This window comes from Brevibacillus dissolubilis, assembly GCF_006170445.1.
GTDB classification, from domain to species: domain Bacteria; phylum Bacillota; class Bacilli; order Brevibacillales; family Brevibacillaceae; genus Brevibacillus_B; species Brevibacillus_B dissolubilis.
This window is the reverse complement of sequence record NZ_VCNA01000010.1, coordinates 43,491-65,962: the sequence shown is the minus strand read 5'-3', so window position 1 is coordinate 65,962 and position 22,472 is coordinate 43,491. Positions and strand designations below refer to the sequence as shown.

Annotated in this window: 26 protein-coding genes; 2 read left to right on the top strand and 24 right to left on the bottom strand. The window is 53.1% G+C overall.

All coding sequences use genetic code 11. The features are described from left to right. Positions 1-197: 197 nt before the first annotated feature. Both FGI41_RS18415 and FGI41_RS18410 read left to right on the top strand, forming a co-directional pair. Positions 198-428, top strand: coding sequence for a hypothetical protein (locus FGI41_RS18415; RefSeq protein WP_139491806.1), 231 nt, complete (start codon positions 198-200; stop codon positions 426-428). A gap of 110 nt (positions 429-538) precedes the next feature. Further along, positions 539-1,426 (top strand): coiled-coil domain-containing protein, encoded by an 888-nt coding sequence (locus FGI41_RS18410; RefSeq protein ID WP_139491805.1) that lies wholly within the window; start codon positions 539-541, stop codon positions 1,424-1,426. An 81-nt stretch (positions 1,427-1,507) separates the two neighbouring features. On the opposite strand, the gene FGI41_RS18405 is transcribed toward FGI41_RS18410, so the two are convergent. From FGI41_RS18405 to yqbG, 24 genes are all read right to left on the bottom strand, one after another. Continuing rightward, on the bottom strand, positions 1,508-2,257 hold the full coding sequence (locus FGI41_RS18405) for a M15 family metallopeptidase (RefSeq protein ID WP_139491804.1): 750 nt from the start codon (positions 2,255-2,257) through the stop codon (positions 1,508-1,510). 1 nt (position 2,258) lies between these two features. Next, a complete protein-coding gene (locus tag FGI41_RS18400) occupies positions 2,259-2,678 on the bottom strand; it encodes a phage holin family protein (protein WP_255298532.1) in 420 nt (139 codons plus the stop codon). A 108-nt stretch (positions 2,679-2,786) separates the two neighbouring features. Then, a complete protein-coding gene (locus tag FGI41_RS18395) occupies positions 2,787-3,248 on the bottom strand; it encodes a C40 family peptidase (RefSeq protein WP_139491803.1) in 462 nt (153 codons plus the stop codon). After that, positions 3,245-3,706 carry a hypothetical protein gene (locus FGI41_RS18390; protein WP_139491802.1) on the bottom strand — a complete coding sequence of 154 codons (462 nt, stop codon included), beginning with the start codon at positions 3,704-3,706 and terminating at the stop codon, positions 3,245-3,247. Before FGI41_RS18390 ends, FGI41_RS18395 begins: the two co-directional genes overlap by 4 nt. A gap of 17 nt (positions 3,707-3,723) precedes the next feature. Beyond that, positions 3,724-6,975: a glycoside hydrolase family 78 protein gene (locus tag FGI41_RS18385; protein WP_139491801.1), complete on the bottom strand. Its 3,252-nt coding sequence runs from the start codon at positions 6,973-6,975 to the stop codon at positions 3,724-3,726. A 528-nt stretch (positions 6,976-7,503) separates the two neighbouring features. Continuing rightward, entirely contained in the window at positions 7,504-7,827 is a 324-nt protein-coding gene (locus FGI41_RS18380) for a hypothetical protein (RefSeq protein WP_139491800.1), read from the bottom strand. A 17-nt stretch (positions 7,828-7,844) separates the two neighbouring features. Continuing rightward, positions 7,845-8,966 (bottom strand): choice-of-anchor R domain-containing protein, encoded by a 1,122-nt coding sequence (locus tag FGI41_RS18375; protein ID WP_139491799.1) that lies wholly within the window; start codon positions 8,964-8,966, stop codon positions 7,845-7,847. Positions 8,967-8,981: 15 nt separating this feature from the next. Then, the gene (locus FGI41_RS18370; RefSeq protein ID WP_139491798.1) at positions 8,982-11,048 is read right to left on the bottom strand and encodes a DUF4815 domain-containing protein; all 2,067 of its coding nucleotides are present in this window, start codon (positions 11,046-11,048) and stop codon (positions 8,982-8,984) included. A gap of 11 nt (positions 11,049-11,059) precedes the next feature. Next, positions 11,060-11,572 (bottom strand): BW3TFN family phage tail fiber component, encoded by a 513-nt coding sequence (locus FGI41_RS18365; protein ID WP_139491797.1) that lies wholly within the window; start codon positions 11,570-11,572, stop codon positions 11,060-11,062. Positions 11,573-11,584: 12 nt separating this feature from the next. Next, entirely contained in the window at positions 11,585-12,301 is a 717-nt protein-coding gene (locus tag FGI41_RS18360) for a hypothetical protein (RefSeq protein ID WP_139491796.1), read from the bottom strand. Further along, positions 12,298-13,326: a baseplate J/gp47 family protein gene (locus FGI41_RS18355; protein WP_139491795.1), complete on the bottom strand. Its 1,029-nt coding sequence runs from the start codon at positions 13,324-13,326 to the stop codon at positions 12,298-12,300. Before FGI41_RS18355 ends, FGI41_RS18360 begins: the two co-directional genes overlap by 4 nt. A 1-nt stretch (position 13,327) precedes the next feature. Continuing rightward, positions 13,328-13,729 carry a DUF2634 domain-containing protein gene (locus tag FGI41_RS18350; RefSeq protein WP_139491794.1) on the bottom strand — a complete coding sequence of 134 codons (402 nt, stop codon included), beginning with the start codon at positions 13,727-13,729 and terminating at the stop codon, positions 13,328-13,330. 15 nt (positions 13,730-13,744) lie between these two features. Next, a complete protein-coding gene (locus tag FGI41_RS18345) occupies positions 13,745-14,182 on the bottom strand; it encodes a DUF2577 family protein (RefSeq protein ID WP_176560340.1) in 438 nt (145 codons plus the stop codon). Positions 14,183-14,196: 14 nt separating this feature from the next. Then, positions 14,197-15,222 (bottom strand): XkdQ/YqbQ family protein, encoded by a 1,026-nt coding sequence (locus tag FGI41_RS18340; RefSeq protein ID WP_139491792.1) that lies wholly within the window; start codon positions 15,220-15,222, stop codon positions 14,197-14,199. Next, on the bottom strand, positions 15,219-15,872 hold the full coding sequence (locus tag FGI41_RS18335; RefSeq protein ID WP_139491791.1) for a hypothetical protein: 654 nt from the start codon (positions 15,870-15,872) through the stop codon (positions 15,219-15,221). Before FGI41_RS18335 ends, FGI41_RS18340 begins: the two co-directional genes overlap by 4 nt. Then, positions 15,862-17,997: a phage tail protein gene (locus FGI41_RS18330; protein ID WP_139491790.1), complete on the bottom strand. Its 2,136-nt coding sequence runs from the start codon at positions 17,995-17,997 to the stop codon at positions 15,862-15,864. The genes FGI41_RS18335 and FGI41_RS18330 overlap by 11 nt, the downstream gene beginning before the upstream one ends. A 200-nt stretch (positions 17,998-18,197) precedes the next feature. After that, positions 18,198-18,626 (bottom strand): phage tail assembly chaperone, encoded by a 429-nt coding sequence (locus FGI41_RS18325; protein ID WP_139491789.1) that lies wholly within the window; start codon positions 18,624-18,626, stop codon positions 18,198-18,200. A gap of 130 nt (positions 18,627-18,756) precedes the next feature. Further along, positions 18,757-19,203 (bottom strand): phage tail tube protein, encoded by a 447-nt coding sequence (locus tag FGI41_RS18320; RefSeq protein ID WP_139491788.1) that lies wholly within the window; start codon positions 19,201-19,203, stop codon positions 18,757-18,759. A gap of 3 nt (positions 19,204-19,206) precedes the next feature. Continuing rightward, a complete protein-coding gene (locus FGI41_RS18315; RefSeq protein ID WP_139491787.1) occupies positions 19,207-20,538 on the bottom strand; it encodes a phage tail sheath family protein in 1,332 nt (443 codons plus the stop codon). Further along, entirely contained in the window at positions 20,538-20,804 is a 267-nt protein-coding gene (locus tag FGI41_RS18310) for a YqzN/YkzM domain-containing protein (RefSeq protein ID WP_255298529.1), read from the bottom strand. Before FGI41_RS18310 ends, FGI41_RS18315 begins: the two co-directional genes overlap by 1 nt. Further along, the gene (locus FGI41_RS18305) at positions 20,801-21,247 is read right to left on the bottom strand and encodes a phage portal protein (RefSeq protein ID WP_139491786.1); all 447 of its coding nucleotides are present in this window, start codon (positions 21,245-21,247) and stop codon (positions 20,801-20,803) included. Before FGI41_RS18305 ends, FGI41_RS18310 begins: the two co-directional genes overlap by 4 nt. 13 nt (positions 21,248-21,260) lie before the next feature. Further along, on the bottom strand, positions 21,261-21,737 hold the full coding sequence (locus tag FGI41_RS18300; RefSeq protein WP_139491785.1) for an HK97 gp10 family phage protein: 477 nt from the start codon (positions 21,735-21,737) through the stop codon (positions 21,261-21,263). Further along, positions 21,734-22,078, bottom strand: coding sequence for a DUF3599 family protein (locus FGI41_RS18295; RefSeq protein ID WP_139491784.1), 345 nt, complete (start codon positions 22,076-22,078; stop codon positions 21,734-21,736). The genes FGI41_RS18300 and FGI41_RS18295 overlap by 4 nt, the downstream gene beginning before the upstream one ends. Beyond that, the gene (yqbG, locus tag FGI41_RS18290; RefSeq protein WP_139491783.1) at positions 22,078-22,458 is read right to left on the bottom strand and encodes a protein YqbG; all 381 of its coding nucleotides are present in this window, start codon (positions 22,456-22,458) and stop codon (positions 22,078-22,080) included. Before yqbG ends, FGI41_RS18295 begins: the two co-directional genes overlap by 1 nt. Between the last annotated feature and the right edge of the window lie 14 nt (positions 22,459-22,472).

The following is a 22,472-nucleotide window of genomic DNA, read 5'->3' as shown; positions in this document are numbered from 1 at the left end:
CCATCTGTAACCAAACATTTCGTTCCGGTCCACATACACAGGGTAGAACCAGAAGCTGTTACCGTTGCGCAGCCATACGAACGTGTATCGGAAAAGGCAAGGTCTAATAAAACGAGGTCTGATGCCTTCTCTTGCATACTGTTGTTGGGTCTGTGGGTCCATACGCAATTGAGGTACCTGAGCAGGTGGGGGTGGTGGTGGAGCTGGGATTCCTCCCTGTTGTGGACCGCCTGGCGGAAAGCCTGGCTGCCCCGGCGGAAAACCTGGTTGACCTGGTGGAAAGCCTGGACCCGGACGCCCTGGAAACCGTTGAAAAGGATCGAACATGGTTACACCCTCCTTGTTATCAATCTATAGATAGGAAATGCAAAAGGAGCGGTTTTGGTATGGACGGGTATCAGGGGGCATTCGTCTATTTTTTAGATTAGTACAAATTGGAATAAATTATTTTTTATTTAAAACCATGATTTTTCCGAATCGGGTTTATGCTTGTGGGGTAAGTGATCAAGCTGTCTGAGGGAAGGAAGGATTGAGGAATATGACAGATAAAATTGACTTGGTTTTGGAGAAGTTGGAGGTATTACAGAAGGGGCAGGAGCGCTTGGACAAAGTTTCCGACTCCTTGCTTGCGGGGCAGGAGCGCTTGGATAAGGTCACTGATTCCTTGCTTGCGGGACAGGAGCGCTTGGATAAGGTCACTGACTCCTTGCTTGCGGGACAGGAGCGCTTGGACAAAGTTACTGACTCCCTCCTGGCGGGGCAGGAGCGCTTGGACAAAGTTACTGACTCCTTGCTCGCGGGGCAGGAACGCTTGGACAAGGTCACTGACTCCCTGCTCGCTGGGCAGGCTCACTTGGATAAGGTCACTGACTCCCTGCTCGCTGGGCAGGAGCGCTTGGACAAGGCTGTTTGGGTATTGCAAAAGGGTCAGGAGGAACTGACACAGGTCACCCGTTCGTTGCGGGAAGGTCAGGAGGAGATTTCGGCGAAGCTGGATAATTTGACGCTCCACGTCATCAAGCTTGACGAGCGGCTGACTCGGGTAGAGGAGCGTATGACCCGTGTCGAGGAGCACGTCGCTAAGCTTGATGAACGAATGACCAACGTGGAGGCGCGACTCACGAATGTGGAAGATCGGTTGAGCAACGTGGAGAATCGATTATCTGCTGTGGAGAACCGGCTGATTCTCGTGGAAACACGCCTAACGTCAGTCGAGGACCGCATCGCCAACGTAGAAAACCGGTTGACTGCATTAGAGGAGCGGATGGACATCATGGAAGAACGTTCTGGCTTCATCGAAGAGACCGTCGGCAAGATTCATCACGATCAACACCGTCAGAATCAAATGATCGACTCACTCGCCATCCGTTCCATCGCACACGAGGCACAGCTGCGTGAACTAAGACGTGGTGACCTTAACACATAAGGTAAAAATCGTATGTATATCAGGCTTCCGTTTCAAAGAGTGCTCCCTCGAAACGAAAGCCTTTTTGCGTTGGAGAAATGGCTACCCTTTTACACGGCCTGACAGCTTGACTGTCTTGGTTGCACCATCCCATGCGACTCCAAGTCCAAGATGCCCGGCCACCTCTTTAATCCATGCGTGACCATGACCATTGCGTACATCGGTGGTGGTCAGCGGTTTGCCGTCGATCAGAACCCGCCCCGTGGTGTTGCACCAGCCAACAAGCGGTTCACATCCCAGCTCGCGGGCAAAGGCACGGACAGGAACGATCGCCCGCCCATCTTCGAGGGTGCCTTCGGTGTGCAGCTTTTGGCCGTTGAGGGTCAGGTGGCATGCGTCATCATCGAGTTGGACGGATGGGCGCTGACCAGCGAGCAGTTGACGGATAGACAGGCCGAATGTCATCTGCAGATGCGGATAATCCTTGAAGTCAGACCACTCCCCACCCCATTCAAAGCCAAGCGTTTTGGCGATGCTGCCTACCACACGCCATTCATGGTTGACGGTCCAGACTGCTTTGCCACAGTCATCGAGCAGACAGTAATCTATGGCCAATCCATAGTTGTGATACGAATATCCAGGTTTGGCATAAGAGACGATTCGACCCGGCTTGGTACGACCTTGAGCATAGATCTCGGCCTGCTGGTCCATACTTCGCAATCCCTGTGTGATCAGGACGAAAATCCCTTGTGCATGAGCACGGCGGATCAGCTCTTGGGCTGCCTGTCTGATCTTAGGATGGAGACCTTTGAGACGGGGTTCGCTTTTTTGCAACAGGGTGTTCAGATCCATGCTACTCTCTCCCCTTGTTGTCATTATGCTGGTCGGAACGTTTTTTGAGTTGGATTAGAGCGGAGCGCAGTGCACCTGGGACAGGCAGACCGGCGCGGGTGCCGTTTTCGAGCAGTGAAAGCCCTTCGTTGGCGATGTAGAAGTAGATGGTAATCGTACCTAAGAAGCCCGGCGTGCCGAGCGCGATATCCATCTTATGGGCGGCAGCGACAAGGAAAAAAATCAGTACCTTTTTGCCAAGTCCCTTAAAGCCTTCGTTGCTGGAGAGTTTCTTCTCGACAAACGCGGCGTACACGCCAGTTGCATAATCAATGATGACAAGCCATGCAAGAACTTCCAGCAAAGGCGACCAACCTCCAAACATGTAAGTTGTGACTGTACCAAAAAAAGCAACGATGAATTTGAGGATGTACTCGTTCACGTACTCTCTCCTTTCCCAGAATGATGTTTGGATGATAATAGCGGCTGACTGCAGCAGGCACCCGGCATGCCGATTACCCGGCTGTTGCGGCAAGTACCTCCTGAACCATCAGGCGATTTTTCGAAACTGCGGATGCTGCGAAAATTCACCCGGTGTGATCACGGCGGGCATCAGAACCCCGGCTGCACCGAACATACGGGCGGCAAACTCGGTACAGTTCATGCGCCCATGATCGTTGATAACCGGTGTACCACATAAGAGATTCAATCCGTTCGTGACGGTCTGTACGAGGTCATACGGGGTGGAGATGTGCATATGCAAAAAATCATCCATCGCCATCATCTGGGTGTGAAACAGCTCTCCCTGATAGCGGAAGACATCGTACGTACCGCGTGGATAATTGAGATGACGCACCTTGAGCGGATAGCGCCAGTCCGTCTCCGCCACATGCCATGGATCTAGCACGATGGCGACATGAGAATAGGGAGAGCCCGTCACCCGGCGGATCGTACGCCCGATGACAGACTCCCCCTTCACGAACAGAAGGTCGAAGCGTTGAAGATGGGTCACTCTGATTTGGCCTCCTTTAATAGGAAGTACTCTTCCTGCAGGCTGCGCGTCTGCTCTTTTTGCGCAAGCAGATTGGCGAAGCGGTAGTTGTCGGCTGCCTCAGACAACGCGATGGCCCGAAGCGGCAGGAGCTGGTTTTTGATCGCCTGCACCGCCTTTTGCTGGGCTTCGGTGAGAGATGGATTGAGCTGCTCGGCCAGAATAAGAGTCAGGTCGGTTACGAGGTCAACCTGTGTCTCCAGTGCATCCAGTACAGCAGTCTGGCGGTACGGATGCGTGAACAAGTCAGCGAAAAAAAGATAGACTTCCTCTTTGGTAGAGAGAAAGTCTGTCAGTTCATCAGAGATATCTTGGCCCTGTTGCTTGCGCGAGAGGAGTTCCCGCCATTTTAGCTGGCGGGCTTGCTGCTCCTGTTCGGCGCGCAGGGTGCTTAAATCCGTAGATTTGAGTACGCGCAAAATGGATCACTCCTGTTCTATTCGTATGCGAGTCCGAAGCCGTCAATCTCAATCGGGCTATACGTACCATTGGCTGTAACCGTGATGCGGAGATTAATCCCCCAGTTCTCAGCGGTTTTGCTCTTGTTGGAAAAGAGATGATATCCGCCGTTGAGAACCGCGTAGGTCACATCCTCCCATGTCGGCGTTTCGTCATAGGCATTGTTGCAGGCTTCTACTTTGAAAGTGGCCGGGGTCTCGTCGGTGATCACTTCGAAATGGTCAATCAATGCGCAGGTATAGGCATAAGAATCCGGATTGAAGAATTTCGTCGCCGCAATCTTGATCTTATGCTGACCATAAGGCAGATCCAATTTCTCGAAGTTCATATGGTAGTTGGTATCAGTTGGTTCCCCATACTGATCTACCTGTCCGATGAAAATGTCGTCGATGTAGATATTGGCAATCCCCGCCTCCGGGTCTTTATAGCCGTACCAGCGAATCCCTGTACCGACAAAGGTCAGCTCTGCCGATCCATTGCCATCCACATTAAAAGTCCAGCTGCCATTCGAGCCATTTCCATTGTTCTGCCAGGTACCCGTATAGGTGATCGCCTGGTCTCTGTCCTCGACCCGTTTGATGGTTCGCGCTTCCGTCGGGAGAACTCTCCCCACGTTGAGTACCAGCTTCTCCGCCGCTGCCGATGTTGGGACAGGTTCTTTTAACTCCGTCGAGATCAGGTCACCTACGCGGATGGTTCTCGGTGTCGGGATCGTCTTGGTGTTATCCACGTAAGGGTACTTCATCGCCAGATTATCCCCGGTCCAATCAGGGTCGACGTCGATACGGTCGTACTCCTCCTTGGAGATCTCGTAAAAACGGATGCCATCAATATAGGTAGTCTGCTGCTCGGCCGTATTGTTGGCATAGATGACCGCCCAGTCTTTGCGTCCGACACCAGGGCATTTGGTATAAATCGTCTGCCACATGTTCGTCTTGCCGAGCGGTTTGCCGAAGAAGCTGGCCACGTTGATCGTCACGTCTGCCACGTCTGATTTGACATCCGCCATGAATAGGTAGTATTTCCCACGGGTTAAGGTGACTTGGCGGGCCAGACGCGCATAGTTGTCCGCAATCGTATTGACCAGTTTGGCAGAAGCAGAGCCGTAGAGAAAATCGGTTGTGCTCTTTTGCAGCGTGGCAGCCCCTACATCATAATGGTGATCGAATCCAGCGAATGTGTTGTTGGTAAAGGACTCCAAATTACCTGCTGATCCGAAAAGATTCGTCAACACCCGTTTGTCGGTATAGTAGCCCAGCGTTCCTGTGTAGCCGTCAATCGGTGCGATCCGCCAGTAATAGGTTTTGCCTTCGATCAGATCGTTCTGTGGAGTGAAGCGGACTTTTTCATAGGTGGCTGGCTGAATCACTTCAACGGTGATGTCATCTACCCAAAATTCGGTGTTAGCCGGATTGCCGCCATCGACAAAGATTCTGACAGACAGGTTGTTCAAGTCCATTGCAGGCAGTGGGGCCTCAAAGCTGTAGGTCTCGTACTTCGTAGTCGGGCTGGTGATGACAATTCCTTCTGGATCGTAATTCTCACCAAGCACATCGATGTTGATCCGGGCTTGTGTCCCGACGCGAACCGCAAACACCTTGGCAGTTACTTTGAGACGGTCACCTGGTTTCCAGCCTGCGAGAATATGCTGGACGCCTAATCCGCTCGTTCCACTGTTATTGACGATCCGCAGTGCACGTTTGCCGGTAAGCGGGGTTGCTTTGGTATCGATGGCATCGTTGGCTGCAGGTTCCTCCATGTAATCCCAGAGCTTGGCCCACTCCATGCTACCGAGTTCAAAGGACGGGTCAACCACCAGCTGCTTCACCCTGCGGACACCACCTGTCGGAAATGCCACCCACTTACTGCCGTCATAGACCTCCCAGCCTGTCTTTTGGATGGAGGTATCATAGTTGTGCACCCCGACCGTGAACTGGTCATCTTCTGCCAGCTGCAGCTTAAAGTGCTGGTAGTCTGCTTCCAGATCATTGTTGATGGACGCTTCGAAGGTTGGTTTGGTGTTGGTGCGGATATTGTCCGGCGGGCTGAGGAGAATTGGGGTCTCAGGTAACATGTTGGTGTAGAAGTATGTTGGGGTCGAAAAGGCAGTCGCCTGGTACCCCATGATATCTGTCGGTTGAACCTGCCAGCCATAGATGGTATCAGCCTGCAATTCAGTAACGATGACATCATAGTAGGACTGGTTGGTTGTGACGGATTTGTTGACGACTACCACGTTGTCGCTGGCGCGGAAAATTTTGATGTTGAAGGATTTCAGCGTATCAACTTCTGGGTCGGAATATTGAAAATGAAGTCTCGGGGTCTTGCCCAAGCCAATAGGAAAGTCCACTGAAGATGCACCTGTGATGTTGGTTGCTGTCGGCGGACGGTTGGTTCGGAAGAAGTTGTAGTCGCTCCAGACCCCTTCCATGCTGGCAATGTCCCATGTTTTCACACGCCACTTGTAGATCGTGTTCCAGGTGAGCGCTGTTCCGTTGTAGGTCCAGGAAAGTGCTGTACTGGTTACCTTGCCCGTATTATGGACAAGCGTGCCTGCATTGTTATAGACCTCGATCTGATAGGCGGTCGGAGTGTCACCCGGGTCTGGGTCGGCAAATGTCCATTGCATGACTGGGGTCAGCGTCGGGACTAAGACGGGTACTGTAGAGGTTCCCCTAGGTGCTGTGATTCCCGGAGTGGTCGGTGCACGGTTCGGAATGAAGTAACTGTAATCACTCCAGGCACTCTCCCCTTCCAAAGCGTCCCATGTTTTGATTCGCCACTTGTAGGTGGTGAACCAGTTCAACGTCGCACCGCTGTAGGTCCAACTGGAAGCTGTACTGTTTACCCGGTTGGTTGTGCAGACGAGGGCACCTGTGCTGTTGTTATAGACTTCGATTTGATAGGCTTTTTGGGCATCGCCATCAGCATCACTGTAGCTCCATTGTAACGCAGGGGTTTGAGACGAGGTGTAAGCTGGGGCTACAGCAGTTCCTTTGGGTGAAGTAATCGTAGGGACAGAGAGTTGACCGAGATTGATTTCGTAGAGCTGATAGTCTATTCCGCTATAGTCTGCTACGGTGAAATAAAAGGTGATACCAAACACCTGTGATGGGTAGTAAGTCACAAATGGATATGGCGAGTTAGCGGCTTGAAGGCCTGTCACTGCCTGCCGAGTGTAGACACCATCGGAAATACGGAATTCATTGATTACACTGCCATTCCGCAAGTAAAGAAAATCCTTATGAAAGAAACCACCCGCTGCCCACGAGTGCGATACATAACCGGTTTGTACTGTACAGACCAGCACAGGGGTTCCCGTCATATCCCGGTTAATTCGATAGAGTTGTCCTGTATTGTATCTATAATAGTAGAAATACGGTTCTCCGCATAAACCAGTAATAATCCCATCATATTGGTGATAACCAGATATAGTACTGGTTATAGACATAGATCGTATCAGGGTATTATTAGAGTTATACTCAGCAATCGTCCCTGAGTTATTTCGGATAAATGTATCGCTCATTGGATCATACTGAGAGCCCTGATAATACCCTATGGCTGGAAAGTTAGGACTATTAGCGTTCCACGAGTGAGAGCCACTTATAATGTTGTTATTATCCGAATAGTACGTATAACTTGCATTGTTAAAGTGGCTTCGGCTTCGGGAAGCACCGACAGTCATCAGGTTACCGTTTGATCCGGATAGTGTATACGTTCCTATTAATCGAAAACTGATAGGCACATTCTCTACCTCCTATCTCAAAATAATTTTGCCTTGAATCTGTGCGAACACGCCGTGATGCATCGTCACTTCATCGAGATCACGGAAGGTTTCGATGAGAATATTCGAGTTGACACCGTTGAGCTCGGCATTTTTCATCGTCTCCAGCTCAATTAACGCATCGATCAGATTCCGCTCGGTGTTGACCAGTCGGGTACCGAGACTGGTGATCTGATTATGATGGCTTTCCAGTTCGGCGTCGGTTTTGTCGAAGTTGCCGTTGATTTTTAAAGCCCCTGACATCAGGCTGTCAGGGGCTTTTGGGTCAACGGAGATTCTTGCTTGGGTCACTGCCATAGCAAATCACTCCTTGCTTATGAGATGTGCACCATCAGATTGCGTGCTTTTGGCGTGATGGTTGGGACCGTGGTATTTTGTCTGATGCGGATGCGCAGCGAGGTAGCTGCTGTGCTGAGGTTCTTTTCGAATTTGAGCTGGGTGAATTGTGCATCGATAGGGGTCTGCTCGGTGGCTGATCCCATGGAAATCCAGGTCTGGCCGTTATCGACGGAGTACACCAGCGACTGATTGGTTCCGGACGGTGTGAAGAGATCCACGTAGACCGTCACCTTGGTAAATGGAGCGGCAGACGTAATCGCCCGGCTCATATAGACACCAGCCGGCTTGTACGACATCGCGATGGCATTCATGCTGGTTTGGATCACCGGTGAGGAGCCTTTGGAATTGAGCAAGGCACGGACATAGACCTCAGTGGCCGGACTGCCCAGTTGGGTCACATCTTGGTCGGCTAAGGCAAACCATGTGTTTTTGTCGGTGGAATATTGCCATTGGATCTCGGAGCGTTGCGGAACCAGCTGATTCACTGCAAGAACCAGATGGGTGGCGTCCTTCAAGGTGGTTTTTTGCGTCATCAGCACGGATTGGGATTTGAACTTGGCTCCGTAGAGCTTGAATTTGAGATCCATGTCCTGATGCGCCGTCCACGCTGAACCGTTGGAGGAGGAGAACAGGAGACCCACATCATACGGCTGACGGGCAACGACACGCTGGGTCAAAATATCTTTGTTGCTCATCCGTGCGACATAAGCGCGGTATTGGCTGGATGAGGTCAACAGAACGACCGCGTATTCGGTGTTGGCCTGAAGCAGCACAGGGTCTGGGAACGTGACACGGGTGGACAAGGAGCCGTCATTGGAGACTCTTACCTGTGAGGCGTTGAGTACCTTGGAGGTAAGTACGTTCATCGACGGATAGCCGTTGGAGACTTGCCGGATCTGGATGGTGATGTCAGCGGTCGGGTCTTTGGTGGCAAAGTAGAGATCGATGGATGTGATAAAACGTTCTTCCGTCAGCATGAACGTCTGGGCGAGCGGGTCGGTTAAGCGCCACCATGGAATTTGCCAAAAGGTTTGCTCGATAATCTGTTTGCGGCCCACCCCCACATAGGAGGCTCTGGCTTCATTTTGAATTGGCATTCTTCATCATCTCCTCTATACTTCGTTCCAGAACCGCACTTCCCGCGTACCTGTGCGGATGTTGGCTGGAATGGTAAATTTGCAGCTGAAGCGGCCATTGGCGTCTGCTTTCATCGTGCCTGGCAGCGTGCCTTTTACAGAGCTGTCCAGTGGTGTCAGAGCGATGTCTACACCGTCAAAGGTTGCTTTGATATTGTCACTGTTCGGCTCGAAGCCCTCTGCTTGGACGACGACGTCACGGACACGGATAAACGGTACGTTCTCATCGAGAATCACGCGGGTTTCCGTGCGCTCAACGCTTCTCCAGGTCGCCCACCAATCCCAGACGGTACGGGTCACAATCGAGGTCTCCACCCATGAATCATGGGACGGTGTGAGACGGACGGTAGCCAGATTGCCGAATACCTGATACGGGTTGACGTTCATCGTCTCGGTCGCAAAGGACTGGTCGATCAGTACTTCTTCCGTATAGTCGATGGTGGTCAGACGCTCGTGAATGCGGACATTGGAGGCAGCGCGGTCGATGAGCAGATCCACCAGCTCCTGCTCGACAGGCAGCTGCAGCACCTTTTCACCCGGATTGAGCATCGCGTCAAACTGCGGGTGGGTCACGTCGGCGCGTTCGAAGTTGGTGAAATTGTCGGTGAAGATCCCTTTTTTCTGGATCGTCGGGTCGGAGTATTGGGCGGTACGGTCCAAGTCATTGATCGCTTGGTTGTACTCGGCACGCTCCAGACGATCGAGGAGTGAACGCAGTTCGAGCATGGTCAATCGCTTCGGCTTACGGTTGTAGACGACGACTTGGTTGCTGTTCGGCGGCAGATAAAGCTCGCCTAACTCCAGTACATCCGGAGGAGCTGATGGGCTTGGCGGCAAAATCGCGCTCTGCCCCTGCACCAGCTTGATCTCCCCTTCGGCGGTCAGATAGTAGACATCTTTTCGCGCGAGATAGAATTCATAGGTAGTCTGGAAGGTGGTACCGTTGACGGGCTTGTCACCACCAGACAGGAACTTCACCTTTTCGTTTTCCAGCTTGTAGTCGGTTTGGGGGATCATCGTTTTGGTATAACGGTAGACGACGGTGTACGAGGTACCACCTGGTGGCTCTTGACCGTTCGGCACCCAGTCGACCGTGTTGCCGGAGAGCTGGTAGTCGGTTCCTTTGGTATAGGTGGTAGCACCTGCCGTGACGGAGACGATATCAACTACAGGGGTCTTCGGCAGTGTGTCTGCTGTCCCCGCGATATTGCCACGGGTGATGACGGCGGAGACTTCAATTGTAGCGGTGAGCGCTTTGATCTCTTTGACAGGCTGGGAGTTGAGTGCATAGTCGGTGGTTCCGCTGACAAAGGTTTTGGTTTCATTCGTGACAAGCTGGGTGTCGAGCGCTTTGGGGATCGGGATACGCAGTGGGACCAGCTTGGAGATTTCATACCCCTGAACATAAGCTTTCCCGGCATCGACAACAAGTGTGACACGCTCGGTATCTCTTGGCTCGATGAAGCCGTCCATCCCGGATACGAGGAAGTTGCCGCTCGTATCGTGCGTACGGCGGGCCAGCACGGGTTGGAAGCCTTCCAGCTCAGGCGGCAGCTTGGCTGTCAACAGCTGTCCGTCCTGCAGGCGGAACATCGTCGTAGCGGTGATGTCATTGGCCATCCATTGCGGGTTGGCAATCAGGCGGTCGGCGCCGGGCAAGCCATAGTTGGAGTAGCCAACAGCCGGGTCGAGCAGCTCGGTATCGTCGCGGTAGGTCAGATTGGTATATTCCACCTTCAGACCGATCGTCTCTTCGCCCGTTCCCCGGACGTCGAGGGTCGTTTCTGGGATCTCGTGAATCATGCCGTCCAGATAGACACGGGATGGGGAGATTTTCACCTTGGTTTTCGTTTCATTAATATAGATCTGGCCGCCCTCGATGATGTGGCCGGAGCCAAAAATCACGTCACCGATCTGCTTGTCACGGTACAGGGCGATGGACTGCATCTCGTTGAGCTCGGCCGCCTGCAGGCGTCTGCCTCCGACTGCCTGTACGGACACCCAGCGTTTATCCGGTGTAAAACGATTGTGATAGGTCGTCATACGCTACCTCCTTAAAACTCAATAATGAAATCGAGTGATTCTTTTTGAGTCGCATCCCGTTGAATCGGCGAACGGTTATTGAGCACCAGCAGGTAGCCCACGTCCACAATATCCTCAAGGGTCACGACCTGCTCGTTGGCTGCCACGCCAGATTTGAGCACCAATCCGGCATAGACGCCTGTCTGACGGTAGGTGACCAGCGGGAATTCGTCATAGTTGAGCCATGCCTGCACATAGACATGGCGGCAATCGGTCGCTTTGGCTTCGTCTGATTTGAGAATGCGCCATTTTTGTCCCCGTTGCTCAATCGTTCCCTTGTCATCCTTGACGACGAAGGCGATCTGATCCGCCCGTTTGAAGGCGACGGTTTCTTGCAGGGTCATGTCGCTTGTGACCACCGGCACGGTTTCTCCCTCGTTCCACGGGGAAGTCTTGCCGATTGCCACCCATACGCTTCCGTCTTGCACCAGCTTGGCCGCCTGAAAAGCACGGAGCCCGCTGGCATCACTTGTATAACTTGGCATGGGATACACCTCCTAGTTCATTTGCGTCACGCTTGCGTATTGCATACTGCTCAGCGTGTCCCGGTACTGTACCGAATCTGTGAAAAAAACGTTAGGGGACCACCAGCTGCGATGTCTGGCATCGGCATGGTGCTCCCCATAAATCGTACGTTGCTCCTCCCGCCGGATCGGATGGCCGCTCAGCTCCTCTGCCGTCTCATCCAACCTCGTAATTCTTGTATAAATCGTGCGGGTGTTTTCATGCATCTCTCCAGGTTGGACACAGAGATACTCCTCAATAGCGAGGGACAGCAGATATTGAAAGCCGGAAAGACCCATCAGTCTGACCAATCCCTTGGCCACCACCAACGTCTCCGGTGTGGTAAAAATAACCGTTGTCAGCGGCATGAATTCTTTGCCGTCTGCCATCACCCCTGCCTCAGACAGGATCATCCCGTCTTCGGGCATATCCCGGTACGGCTCGTGAATCGTGAAGCCCTGAAAATTAAGCATCTCCAGATTCATCATCCCGGTGGAACGCAGGCGGGCCATCAGCTCCTCCTGACTCTCCACCCCGAACTCCCGTCGCCACAGATCAAGGGATTTGTCGCTTAACAGGCTGACGAAGAAGGATTTCCACATCTCGCCGTCCACATCAGGCATGTGTGTGGCAACCGCCTCCATGATCGCCTTCATCTGCCGGCTTTCCTGATAATACTCCGGCAGGTATCTCATCAGATCGATACTCATTCGATGTTCACCACCACATCAATCGCGCTGTCATCCTCAAGCTTGATATTTTGTGTCGGCTGAATCATCGTCGCGTCGGTCGCACCTGCGTTGATGACCGCTGAGAGGATTTTGGCCCAGTAGACGGTGCCGCCCACTCCGATGGTGCTGGTGTATTCGCGGATCGCCTTTATCGCCTTGTCGGCATCGATGCCCTCCACTTTGACCCGGATCGGCACCTCCTGCATGCGTACCTTCCGCACTTTGACATCCACACCGCTTGGCTTTTTGCGGTTGATCTCTCCTTGGGTGTCTTGGACGATCTGATCAATCTGGGTCTCGTTCCCCCCGACGATGACATCGACAGTACCGATGCCTCGCGGTTTATCGATGGCCTTGGCATAGGTCACACCGGTGACACTCAACGCCCAGCGGACATAGTCGGAATCGGTGCCGCCATGCTCTGGATTGCGTTTCTGGTACAAGATGCGGTTGCGTAAGCTTTGGTCGCTCTCTTCGTCCGCCCCGCCTTTGGCCGGTTCTGGATTGGTCACCGTCCAGATATCGAGAATCGGATCGAAAATCAGGGTGATTTTGTTCGCCCCCACATTGCCGATGGCTCCTGATAATTTGCAGGTGGCCAGTACAGTCGCACGGCCCTGGTTGTCGATGACCACGGCTTCGTCTGTGACGAAGGATACATCGGAGTCAGGAACCCCACAGGTCGTGCCTTTGGGGACGGTTTTGCCGATGACCCCGGTGAAGACGAGCGTCACCTTGGCATGAGTCGCCGGTGTACGCTGTAGACCATGATCCTTGGCGATCAGCTCCAGATAACGCCCCTCGGCAGTCACCGCGAAGGCTTGCTCCAGAATCCCCTGGAACTTGCTCTCCTCAATCCACAGCTGCAGCGCAATCGGGGCCAGCGCATCATAGATAATCGAGCCTTCCCGCTTGTCGAGGCTGTCTGGGATGGTGTCTAACATCTGTTGCAGCTTGGTTTGATAGCCTTGATTCGCTGTGGTGTCGGTTGTCGTGATCGACATCTTAGATCACCCCCTTGTAGTTGATCGTACCTTCACTGGTCATGACCTGGAAGGCGACATAGACACTGTCTTCCTCTGACGTAATGTCAAAATCATAGACCTTCTCGATCCGGTCATCATAAATCAACGCTTCCGTAATCATCCGCACAATCTCAGACTTAATGAAGCGCTCTGAAAACCCACGGCCCAAGAGATTCTTGATCTCGCAGCCGTAATCGTGCGAATAGATCGGAAAATGATAGCGGATCGTATGCACCGCCTTGGTGATGAATTGTTGGATCGCTTCCAGCCCGTCCACCATCTGCGTGATTTCACCTGTCTCAATATCGAGGTGGTACGTCTTGGATGGCTGCACGCGGTCGTTGACACTGGTGGGAAATGCAATCTTGGGCGCTAATCCCATACCTATCCCCCTTTTTTAATAAGTCACAATTCGATCCAGGATAAAGAATTTCTGCCCACCTTCAAAACTGGCAACCATCACGGAGTCACCCTGCTTGAGCTCATCGAGGAACTCCACTTCAGCTTCAGTAGACGTGAGAGTGGCACTGGTAAGATCCACTTTGCTGACCTGGTGGACGTGTGGCTGATAGCCCTGCACAGACATCGAGACGCTGGGCTTGCCCCCGGTCAGGTCGGTTTTGCCGTCATTTTTGATGGTCACCTTACGCTTGTGCTTGCACAGATGCTGGGAGACGACGATCAGCTCCTTGGGGATGATCAGTTTGTCATTTCCTTTGATCTTGATTTTGAGCTCAGGCGGGGCAGCAATCACTTCAGCTTCCATCAGAGAAGTGACTTTTATGGATTGAAAGCTTTTGAGGCTGTGCTGTTTGATCAGTTCACCAAGCGACATCATGCTCCCCCTTTCTATGCTTTATCCTGTTTCTTCTCCGGCTCTTCCTTGCCCGCATTGACCTCGGTGATATCATCGGTCTCCGTCAGCGTCAGCGACATCGTATGCTTACGGCCTGCAAAAGAATGGCTGTCCTCCTCGATGTAGTACGCCTGCTTGACGCCAAGCTCAGGCACGACCACGAAAACCGCCGTCCCTGTCACCACGTCAGGAATGCCGGGAATATTGCTTAGACGGAAGGTCTTCTTCTCCTTGCCCTCTTTCTCCAGAATCTTCTTGGCCCGATCCTGCAGCTGGGCACGGTTGAGCTTCTCGCTTACTTTTTCAAAATGCTGCAGCACACCGTATTTTTCGATCAGACCGTCGTTTTTCTCGGTCACTTCAATTGTCTTCTTCTCCTCGCCGGTGATCAGCTTGACACGGGTGACGGTTCCTTCAACTGATCTGGCATACGAGTAGTCGACCAGATTGACCCCGCTCTCGATCACCCACTTGCGGATGTTCTCCGCCCGTGGGATGAGATGGACCTTGCCCTCCCGTGAAAAGAGAGCGTAGCGTTGGCCGGTGTGCTTGTAGGTAATCTGCAGAGCTTTCATCACCATGTCATACAGTGAATCGCCATCGAACAAAAGATACGGAATCACATGCTTGGTGTCCTTGATCTCTCCTTTGTCGATGGAAAAGTCGGTGCAGAGCGTTCGGATGATGTCAGATGCTTTTTTGCCTGTGAAGAGGTAGGAATCCTTGTTCTGCGCGAGGTAGAACAGCTCGTCATAGGCGGTGACAGAGACATGTCCGCTGGAGTAATCACAGGTAAAAATCACGCCCTGAAACAGCTCGCTTCCGTCTCTGCGAAAGACGATACCCATGCCGTTCTCAACCGGAGCCCTTTCGTGCAGGCCACGGTTGGTGTCAAGCAGCTTCACCGAGAGCGTACGCGGTGCTCTCGATTTGCCGCCCGACCAGTCGATAGATTCCACCAGGTTGGTGACGTCGATGTACTTGCCTTTTTTGGGGATTAACCAGACTTGATTGATCATGGCAACAGCCTCAGCTTCTTGATCCCGTCCAGGTTGTAGGGCGGTCTCAGGTTATTCAGCTGTGCAATCGCCAGATAATCAAGCTGATACAACAGCCCAATCTCCTGAACGGTCTGGCCCTGTCGCACCTCATGGACTTTGGGTGTGACTTGCTCGTTGGTCCGTTTTTTGGCTGAGTTGAGCTGCACCTCTACCTTCCCTCCGGCGCTCTTGGCGGTCAGTTGGCGGACTTGGGTGAAGCGGTACTCTCTGAGCGAGATATCATAGTAGACCGAGCCGACATCACCTGCCATCTCTTTGACCGTAAACGATTCGATGGTGACCGGAATGTTCCAGCTCACCCCTTCATCGTTGTTGACGATCAGGCGGCAGGGACGCCCGCTGTCTTTCCAGACTTGGATCATATCTACAGCGTCAGCAGGTGCGATCAGATTGGTTGTCGCACAGTACGGCCCATACTCCTTGGGAAAATGCGAGGAAAAATCAATCGTCACAAGGACCGGGTCTTGAATGATCGAGACCTCACCCAGATTCTGCACGGTGATGGTCTCGTTGGCTGAGCCTGTTTTGACTGAGAACTCAGACGGATTCACAGGTAATTGGAGGCACTGGGTACGGTTATCAAACGTTAACCAGATCTCAACCGACATAGACACCCTCCCCTCCTGTCAGCAGCTCTTCTTCAAGCAACCGCTTCAGCCTGTGGATAAAACGGTCTTCGTCTGCCTCGTTGTGGACATGCACTGCGCCGACCAAGGTCGAGACTTGGACTTGGCTGGAGTTATTGACAGCGGATGAGCCTGACGGAGATGAGGACAGCATCGAAGCCGTCTCTTCCGGTGCGAATGCGGTTGGCATCGTTGTGGGACCGCCGCCGAAGTTGAGACTGCCGCTGCGGTACATCTGTGCCTGCTGTGCGGTCAGGACCATCTCACCTTTGTGCAGCTCGGCGATGTAGCCGTCGAACGGCACGTAGTTCAGACCCATTTTGTGTGAACCGTCTGTGCCTGTTCCATCCGCTTGTACGCCTACCTTAACCGTCTGTTTTTTGCTGAAGATACTTGTGATATCTTCCCAGATTCCTCTGACCGTCTCGATCACAGAGTCGACGACAGCGAGGAAGCCGTCTTTTACCCCGTTCAGGAAGTCCTTCCCGAACTGCATCGCCCCAGAGACAAAGTCACTGAGCAGGGTCTTCAGATTATCAATCGCATTGAAGAAGGTCTGCTTGATCGTCTCCCATGCCCCTGAGACATCCCCCGTCAACAGCTGCAAGGCTGCTTTGAAAATACCGGAGATGATACCCCAGACCAGTGTGATATAGTTCCAGACTGTGGTCATCACCAGTGAGATGATGTTCCAGATGTTCGTGAAGGCGATCTGTACCCATGTCCAAATCACCGTCAGGACACCCACCACCACATTGGAAATGACACCCCAGACCACTTGGAAAATCGTCTGCAGCATCGGCATGATCGATTGGATATACGTCCAGACCGAATTAAACACGCCCATGACAAATGTCATCGCGGCTTGAAGATACGGCATCAGCCATGCGATCACATTGGCGACGATATCACGGATTCCGAACCAGTTGCCCTGCCATGCGGCGAACAACAGACCGATGGCGGCGGCGATCCAGAAGATCGGACCTCCCATCATCGACATGAGGCTAGATGCTGCTTTGACCGCTTGGAATGCCTTGGTCAGATTCTGTACCTGTGTCGTCACCGTGGAGATCACCGAAAATGCCGCAAAAGCAGCGACGACCCCGAGCAGTATCGGTTTGATCGTATCGAAGTTGGCAATCACCCACTTGACCCCCATGACGATCCCGTCAAAAACAGGCTGCAGGCTGGCGAGAATCTGCTGGAACATCGGCCACATCGCCTTGCCTGTCTGCACCAGCCAGATGATACCGTCCACAATCGCATTGATCGCGGTCTCGGCAATCGACTTGATCTTCTCGAAGCCACCACCGTCCTGAAGCCACTTGCTGAAGCTCTCCAGATGCGGCTTGAGCTTCTCCAAGGCACTGCCCCCGGCATCCTGCAAGGCTCCTTGTAAGCCGCCTTTGATCGATGCCATGATCCCGCTTGCTGATTTGGACAGCTTCTCAGCACCGCCTTGGAACATGCCGTTGGCTTCGCCCATGAAGCCTTCCCAGCCGACCTTGGCGAATTTGGCCGCGTCGAATTTGAGACCGAACTCCTTCATCCGCTCGAACTCACCCATCTTGGCGTCAGCGATTGCTTCCATCGCGTCTTCGAGAGATTTCCCCGGCGTGAGCGCAGCCATATCCTCTGCGATTGTCAGAAGCTGCTTCGCTTGCTTCGGATCACCCTGGGCTACCTGCAGGGCACGTGTCCCGCCCGCCATCACCTCTCCTTGCGAGAATGGTGTAAAGTTGGCGTTTTTCTTCAGCTCTGCCATGTATTCTTGCGAGGCTTTTGCCGCATTTTCCTTGGACATGCCGGGATTGCCCTTTTCCATGAAGTGCTCAAGAGAGATCTGCTGCCGCTCCAGTTCACTGGCCGCCCCGACAGTCGCTTTGGCAAAAGCCTGAGCACCGCCGCTGAGATTCAACGTCTGCGCCATGTTGCCAAGCCCGCTCAGACGCTCGCGGATGGAAGCAATCACGCCTTTGGTGTTGTCCTCCACATTGACCTCAGGCGTCACATTCATACTGTCCAGCGTGCGGAAGCGGTCAGAGATCGCCTTCAGCTTGCCGGAGATGCGGTCTTGTAAATCAAACACCGCGGTTAACCGAGCCATTTCCTTCACCCCCATTCGTATGTTGGTTTATTTACGTTTGGTGGCTCGTTGTGAGCGTTTTTCCGCTTCCATCTCAACGAATTCGGAAGCGTAGATAAAAGCCTTGTGGTAAGCATCCATCGCATACAGCTCATGTGGGAGCAGATGATGCTTCTGCCAGACCCGATGTGAGATGACTGCGTGGTAGTCACCACTTTTGATTAGTTTTTTGCGTCTTCCACCAGTTCCTCAAAGTCTTGGTCAAAGCCGTTGACACGCTGTACCGCCTGTACCAGCTCTGCGTATTCGCCGCCCACGCTGAGGATTTCCTTGATCAGTTCGCTCGGGTCAACCACGTTGTAGCTTTTGAGCAGCTCTGGGTCCTTGAAGTTCGGATAGACCGTGGTCTCTACGGCCAGTCGGGAGGCAAAACGCTTCCAGTCGACGGTCTCGCCCACTTTTTTGCCTTTTTTCATCTGAGCGATGGTGCACTCATCCTGCAGCTCCTCGATGCGGCGGGTGTCGATTGCTTTTAAGACAAATGGGATCGGGTTGCCGTCCTCGTCGGTGTAGCGCTTGGAGACGACCACTTCCTCGGTGACCACTTGCTTTGCTTTGCCCTTCATGAAAACGTCCATGGTTTTCGCCATATTCAGATACCTCCTGTGTGAATGGAAAAGAAAGCACCACACAACGCAGGTGCGCTATGTGGTGCCTGGAATGAATGAGAATGGGGGGTAATGCCGTCGAATACTTCTGCTTCGTTACGGAAGCGCGGGATTAAAACTGGTCGCGGAGCGCGGACGGAAGCTCTGCACCTTCGAAGGTGAACGGAACTTCTTCTTCAAGCGCTTCTGCTTCTACGTCAAACTGACCAATCGTCACGGAGTCGATGTTGCAGTTGAGCAGAGTGACACGCTCAGTGCCACGGCCGGAGCCTGGGTCATCGAGGACACCTTGCAGCGTGAAGTAGACATCACGGCCACTGTTGGCGTATTCGAGCATCATGCGGGTGAATTTGGAAGTGACTTTGTAGAGTGTGAGTGTACCAGTACCGGCTACACCTGTGGTCTTTTTGCCTGTCCAGCGGTTGCCAAGCGTCATGATGTCGGCTTTGTTCTTCTCGATGGTCGCCTCGAATGCTTTTGCATAAGCGATTTCTTCACCGTCTAAGAAAAGGCGTGCTTCTTTACCATTGATTGTGTTTTCTGCGCGAAATTTACCCATGGATTATTGCACCTCCACGTTGAAATAGAATTTTTCCATGCTGTCGACCGGCTGGATGCCGAGGGTTGCAAATACTTCATCACCTGTGGACTTCGCGGTGTCGATGATGAAGTCAGTGAGGAAGTTGACGTTTTGGATCGCGCCTGCATCTTGGAGCTGGCGCAGATATTGGTTGGCTGCTTCTTTGAGCAGGGCGTGGCCGTCTGCATTGTTGTTCAATTTGCCCACATAGGATTCATTGACAACGCGGCTAAAATCGTTCGCGATCGCGTCGAGTACGCGGAGCACGCGGTTTTTGCTGAAGCGGCTGTTGCGGTCTTGGCTGTATGTGACAAGGGAGTTGATATCCTTCTCCACCTTGACGCGGACGCCGTCGTGGATGAACAGGAATTGGCCTTGCTTGAGGGCTGCGATGATATCACTGTTTTTCATGCGTGGGTTGGCATCGGTTGCGCCTTCGTACACAGAATAGGTGTTGGACGCCGCGATGGATGCTCCAGCGGTGGCACCCGCTACCCAAGCGGTTGCTTTGGCCGCATCGATCACAGTGCCGTCACCCAGCTTCACGCCGTTGACCACGTTGATGATGCCTTCGTAGTCGGCTGCATAGTTCGCTACGACACCTTGGATTTTCTTACCTTCCTGCTCACGCATGCGCTTGATGAAGGAGACAAATGTCGTTTTGAGTGCCTCATCCTCATACGGATACGCGATCACATCGAAGTGTTGGGTCTCGCACGCTTCCAAAAAGCTGGTGTGATCTTCGTTGTTCACGAGGCCATTGAGACCGCCGCTGAGAACGGTACCTGCCGTAGTCGGCACGGAGCCTGTACCCGCGAAGGACACCCAGGCGTTGGCTTTCAGCTCAGAGATATCGGCTACGCGCTGCTCATCGACGACACGGCCTTTGAGCAGGGTCTTCACCACGCGCTTGGACTCATCGAGCACATCAGCCGCAGAGGTGATCATCAGGTCATTCCCGCGTACACCTGCGAGCTTCGCAGTTACGGTCACGGTGTTGCTGGACGTGCCGAATGTACCGGACGCCTTCACACCATTGTTGAGGCAGTAGACGAGTACGGTTTTGGCGCGTTTTTTCGCTTCACGTACCAGCAGTACCTCAGGGGCATTGACATCGTAGCCGAGATTGTCCATGAAGTCTGCTTCGGTATCAATGCGTTGGAAGGACTTGTATTCCCCCCAGCTGAGCAAAAGCGGGAGCACGACGGTGCCGCGATCTGCGATCTTCATGCGCTCCAGTGCTTTTGATTTAAAATTCATATACAAACCTGCTCTCACCTGTTCTACACCTTCAATCCAAATTCCACCAGCCATTATCGGGTAGCCTCCTTTATAAGGAATTCGTTAATAAGTTGTTGGGCTTCTTGCTTGGTCAATTCCACGGCGGATGTACCATACAAAGCCCCGTCAAAAATCTCTTGCTCTACGCCAAACAGCTGCTTGGAGTATGCACGCAAGGTCTCTAGCTTGAACGCTTGGTTCGCACGCTTATCCGTGGACGTGCTTTTTGCTCCCTGTCCGGTTGGCCCGGTCAGTTGTGTCTGTTCAGCCTGTACGGTGCGTCGCTTTTTTGGTGTCACCAGTCCTTCACCTTCCCTGTCACGGTAACTCTCTGCACAGTGGTGCCTGCCTCTCGGTGGTAGTGATAACGGCTGCGCCACTTGATCGTCAGCTGCGCGACACCGGTATCCACCGTCTTCACATCGGTCTGTTCGATGCGCAAGGATTGCCCGTTCGGCTCTCCCGCCTCATTGACGAGTGGGATGAGCGAGCGTCTGTTGCGGATCTCATCTGCGATCACCTCAGCCAAGTCAAAAGCCTGGGGCGTATCGGTGTGAAACACCTTGATCGACAACACATACTGCTTTTGGTAGGTTGTCGTGGTGTCGACCGCATCGGAGACAGTGGGGGCTGAGATATATAAGGCCGGTATCTTCATCCCCTCGGGAATGTTGTCGGTATACAGGGCGGCGTCGCATGTGCCAAGCGCAAATTTGGCGATGGCCGCTACTTCAGCCAGCATCTGTCCACCCCCTTTACAATTGATCCAGATAGCGCTGCAGCAGACGGTCAAGCATCTGTTCAAACTGCCTGTCCATCACTGCAATCGCTGCGTCCCAGTAGTTGGTTCCCTTCACCCACTTGGCCTTGAGCAGCATGCCTGTCGAGGCGTTGGGGGAATAAATAAAGCGCCCGCCCCGAAATTCTCCCGGGACAAAGCGCCTCTCTTGCCAGTGACCATCGTTGGCCAGGCTGGCGTATTCGACATTCGTGCCGACCTCAAGCGTCATTCCGCCGTGGGTCAGCTGCCATACATTGTCGGCATTTCCTTTCTCGAACGATTGGAGCAGGGTTTTGGTGTTTATCGTGCCGGAGCGAACGATCTCTTTTTGCACCAAGTCGAGAAATTCTAGGCCTGCGCGTTCCAGACTTTGCGCCAGTTCACGCTTCAGTTCTCCACCAGCCAGCTTTTCGAGCTTTCTGGCAAAGGCGGCGATGTCAGAGCTGCTCATAGCATCTCCTCCCGCATCGCCACCACTTCGATATGATGGTTGCGGATGATCCGCGGCAGCTGCAGGACATAGGTCGCGCCCTGATACACCACGCGGTCATTGGCCCGCACATCGGTGTCCATTGCAAAATGAACGAGAAAGCTCTCAGACAGCTTCATCGCAGGTTCACCCTGCACAAGGTTGCTCCCCCGGCTGGACCAGAACGAAGAGACCCCGCTTGCATCTGGTGTCTCCTCATAATAGAACTCAGACTCACCAGGCAGCCCATAGTGCGCCGGCTTAATCCGATGCTTCAGATGGTAGATGTCGCAATGATCGGTCAACAGTCCTCGGTAGCTCATCAGACCGACCTCATCTTAAAGCGCACCTGACCACCAGTGCCGCCGGGTTTGACGAAGCCTGCAAGCAAGGATGCCAGCATCGGCTTGTGTACGACGTTACCATCGTTGAGCGTATAGGAATAGTCACCGATCCGCTCTGATTTGTACCCCTTGACCGCCGACTCATCGCTGTTGATCAGCGCATAGAATTCTGCGAGCCTAAGACACGCGAGAATCGCTTCTTCTGGGACGGTTGGGTACTGGTCAGGGCTGAAGCGGTGACCGACGTACTGGTAGATGTCACTCTTGGCTTGGATGATGTCGTGGGCGAGCTTTTCTTGTGCACGCTTCTTCACCACATCAAATTCGCTGTAGTCCATCACCTGTTGCGGTGTAATCATGTGTTGTTCACCTG

What these genes read in the sequence shown, in the direction of transcription:
- FGI41_RS18410 (WP_139491805.1), top strand. Translation starts at nt 539, where the DNA reads ATGACAGATAAAATTGACTTGGTTTTGGAGAAGTTGGAGGTATTACAG.
- FGI41_RS18405 (WP_139491804.1), bottom strand. Translation starts at nt 2,257, where the DNA reads ATGGATCTGAACACCCTGTTGCAAAAAAGCGAACCCCGTCTCAAAGGT.
- FGI41_RS18380 (WP_139491800.1), bottom strand. Translation starts at nt 7,827, where the DNA reads ATGGCAGTGACCCAAGCAAGAATCTCCGTTGACCCAAAAGCCCCTGAC.
- FGI41_RS18375 (WP_139491799.1), bottom strand. Translation starts at nt 8,966, where the DNA reads ATGCCAATTCAAAATGAAGCCAGAGCCTCCTATGTGGGGGTGGGCCGC.
- FGI41_RS18370 (WP_139491798.1), bottom strand. Translation starts at nt 11,048, where the DNA reads ATGACGACCTATCACAATCGTTTTACACCGGATAAACGCTGGGTGTCC.
- FGI41_RS18365 (WP_139491797.1), bottom strand. Translation starts at nt 11,572, where the DNA reads ATGCCAAGTTATACAAGTGATGCCAGCGGGCTCCGTGCTTTTCAGGCG.
- FGI41_RS18360 (WP_139491796.1), bottom strand. Translation starts at nt 12,301, where the DNA reads ATGAGTATCGATCTGATGAGATACCTGCCGGAGTATTATCAGGAAAGC.
- FGI41_RS18355 (WP_139491795.1), bottom strand. Translation starts at nt 13,326, where the DNA reads ATGTCGATCACGACAACCGACACCACAGCGAATCAAGGCTATCAAACC.
- FGI41_RS18350 (WP_139491794.1), bottom strand. Translation starts at nt 13,729, where the DNA reads ATGGGATTAGCGCCCAAGATTGCATTTCCCACCAGTGTCAACGACCGC.
- FGI41_RS18345 (WP_176560340.1), bottom strand. Translation starts at nt 14,182, where the DNA reads ATGTCGCTTGGTGAACTGATCAAACAGCACAGCCTCAAAAGCTTTCAA.
- FGI41_RS18340 (WP_139491792.1), bottom strand. Translation starts at nt 15,222, where the DNA reads ATGATCAATCAAGTCTGGTTAATCCCCAAAAAAGGCAAGTACATCGAC.
- FGI41_RS18335 (WP_139491791.1), bottom strand. Translation starts at nt 15,872, where the DNA reads ATGTCGGTTGAGATCTGGTTAACGTTTGATAACCGTACCCAGTGCCTC.
- FGI41_RS18330 (WP_139491790.1), bottom strand. Translation starts at nt 17,997, where the DNA reads ATGGCTCGGTTAACCGCGGTGTTTGATTTACAAGACCGCATCTCCGGC.
- FGI41_RS18325 (WP_139491789.1), bottom strand. Translation starts at nt 18,626, where the DNA reads ATGGCGAAAACCATGGACGTTTTCATGAAGGGCAAAGCAAAGCAAGTG.
- FGI41_RS18320 (WP_139491788.1), bottom strand. Translation starts at nt 19,203, where the DNA reads ATGGGTAAATTTCGCGCAGAAAACACAATCAATGGTAAAGAAGCACGC.
- FGI41_RS18315 (WP_139491787.1), bottom strand. Translation starts at nt 20,538, where the DNA reads ATGGCTGGTGGAATTTGGATTGAAGGTGTAGAACAGGTGAGAGCAGGT.
- FGI41_RS18305 (WP_139491786.1), bottom strand. Translation starts at nt 21,247, where the DNA reads ATGCTGGCTGAAGTAGCGGCCATCGCCAAATTTGCGCTTGGCACATGC.
- FGI41_RS18300 (WP_139491785.1), bottom strand. Translation starts at nt 21,737, where the DNA reads ATGAGCAGCTCTGACATCGCCGCCTTTGCCAGAAAGCTCGAAAAGCTG.
- FGI41_RS18295 (WP_139491784.1), bottom strand. Translation starts at nt 22,078, where the DNA reads ATGAGCTACCGAGGACTGTTGACCGATCATTGCGACATCTACCATCTG.
- yqbG (WP_139491783.1), bottom strand. Translation starts at nt 22,458, where the DNA reads ATGATTACACCGCAACAGGTGATGGACTACAGCGAATTTGATGTGGTG.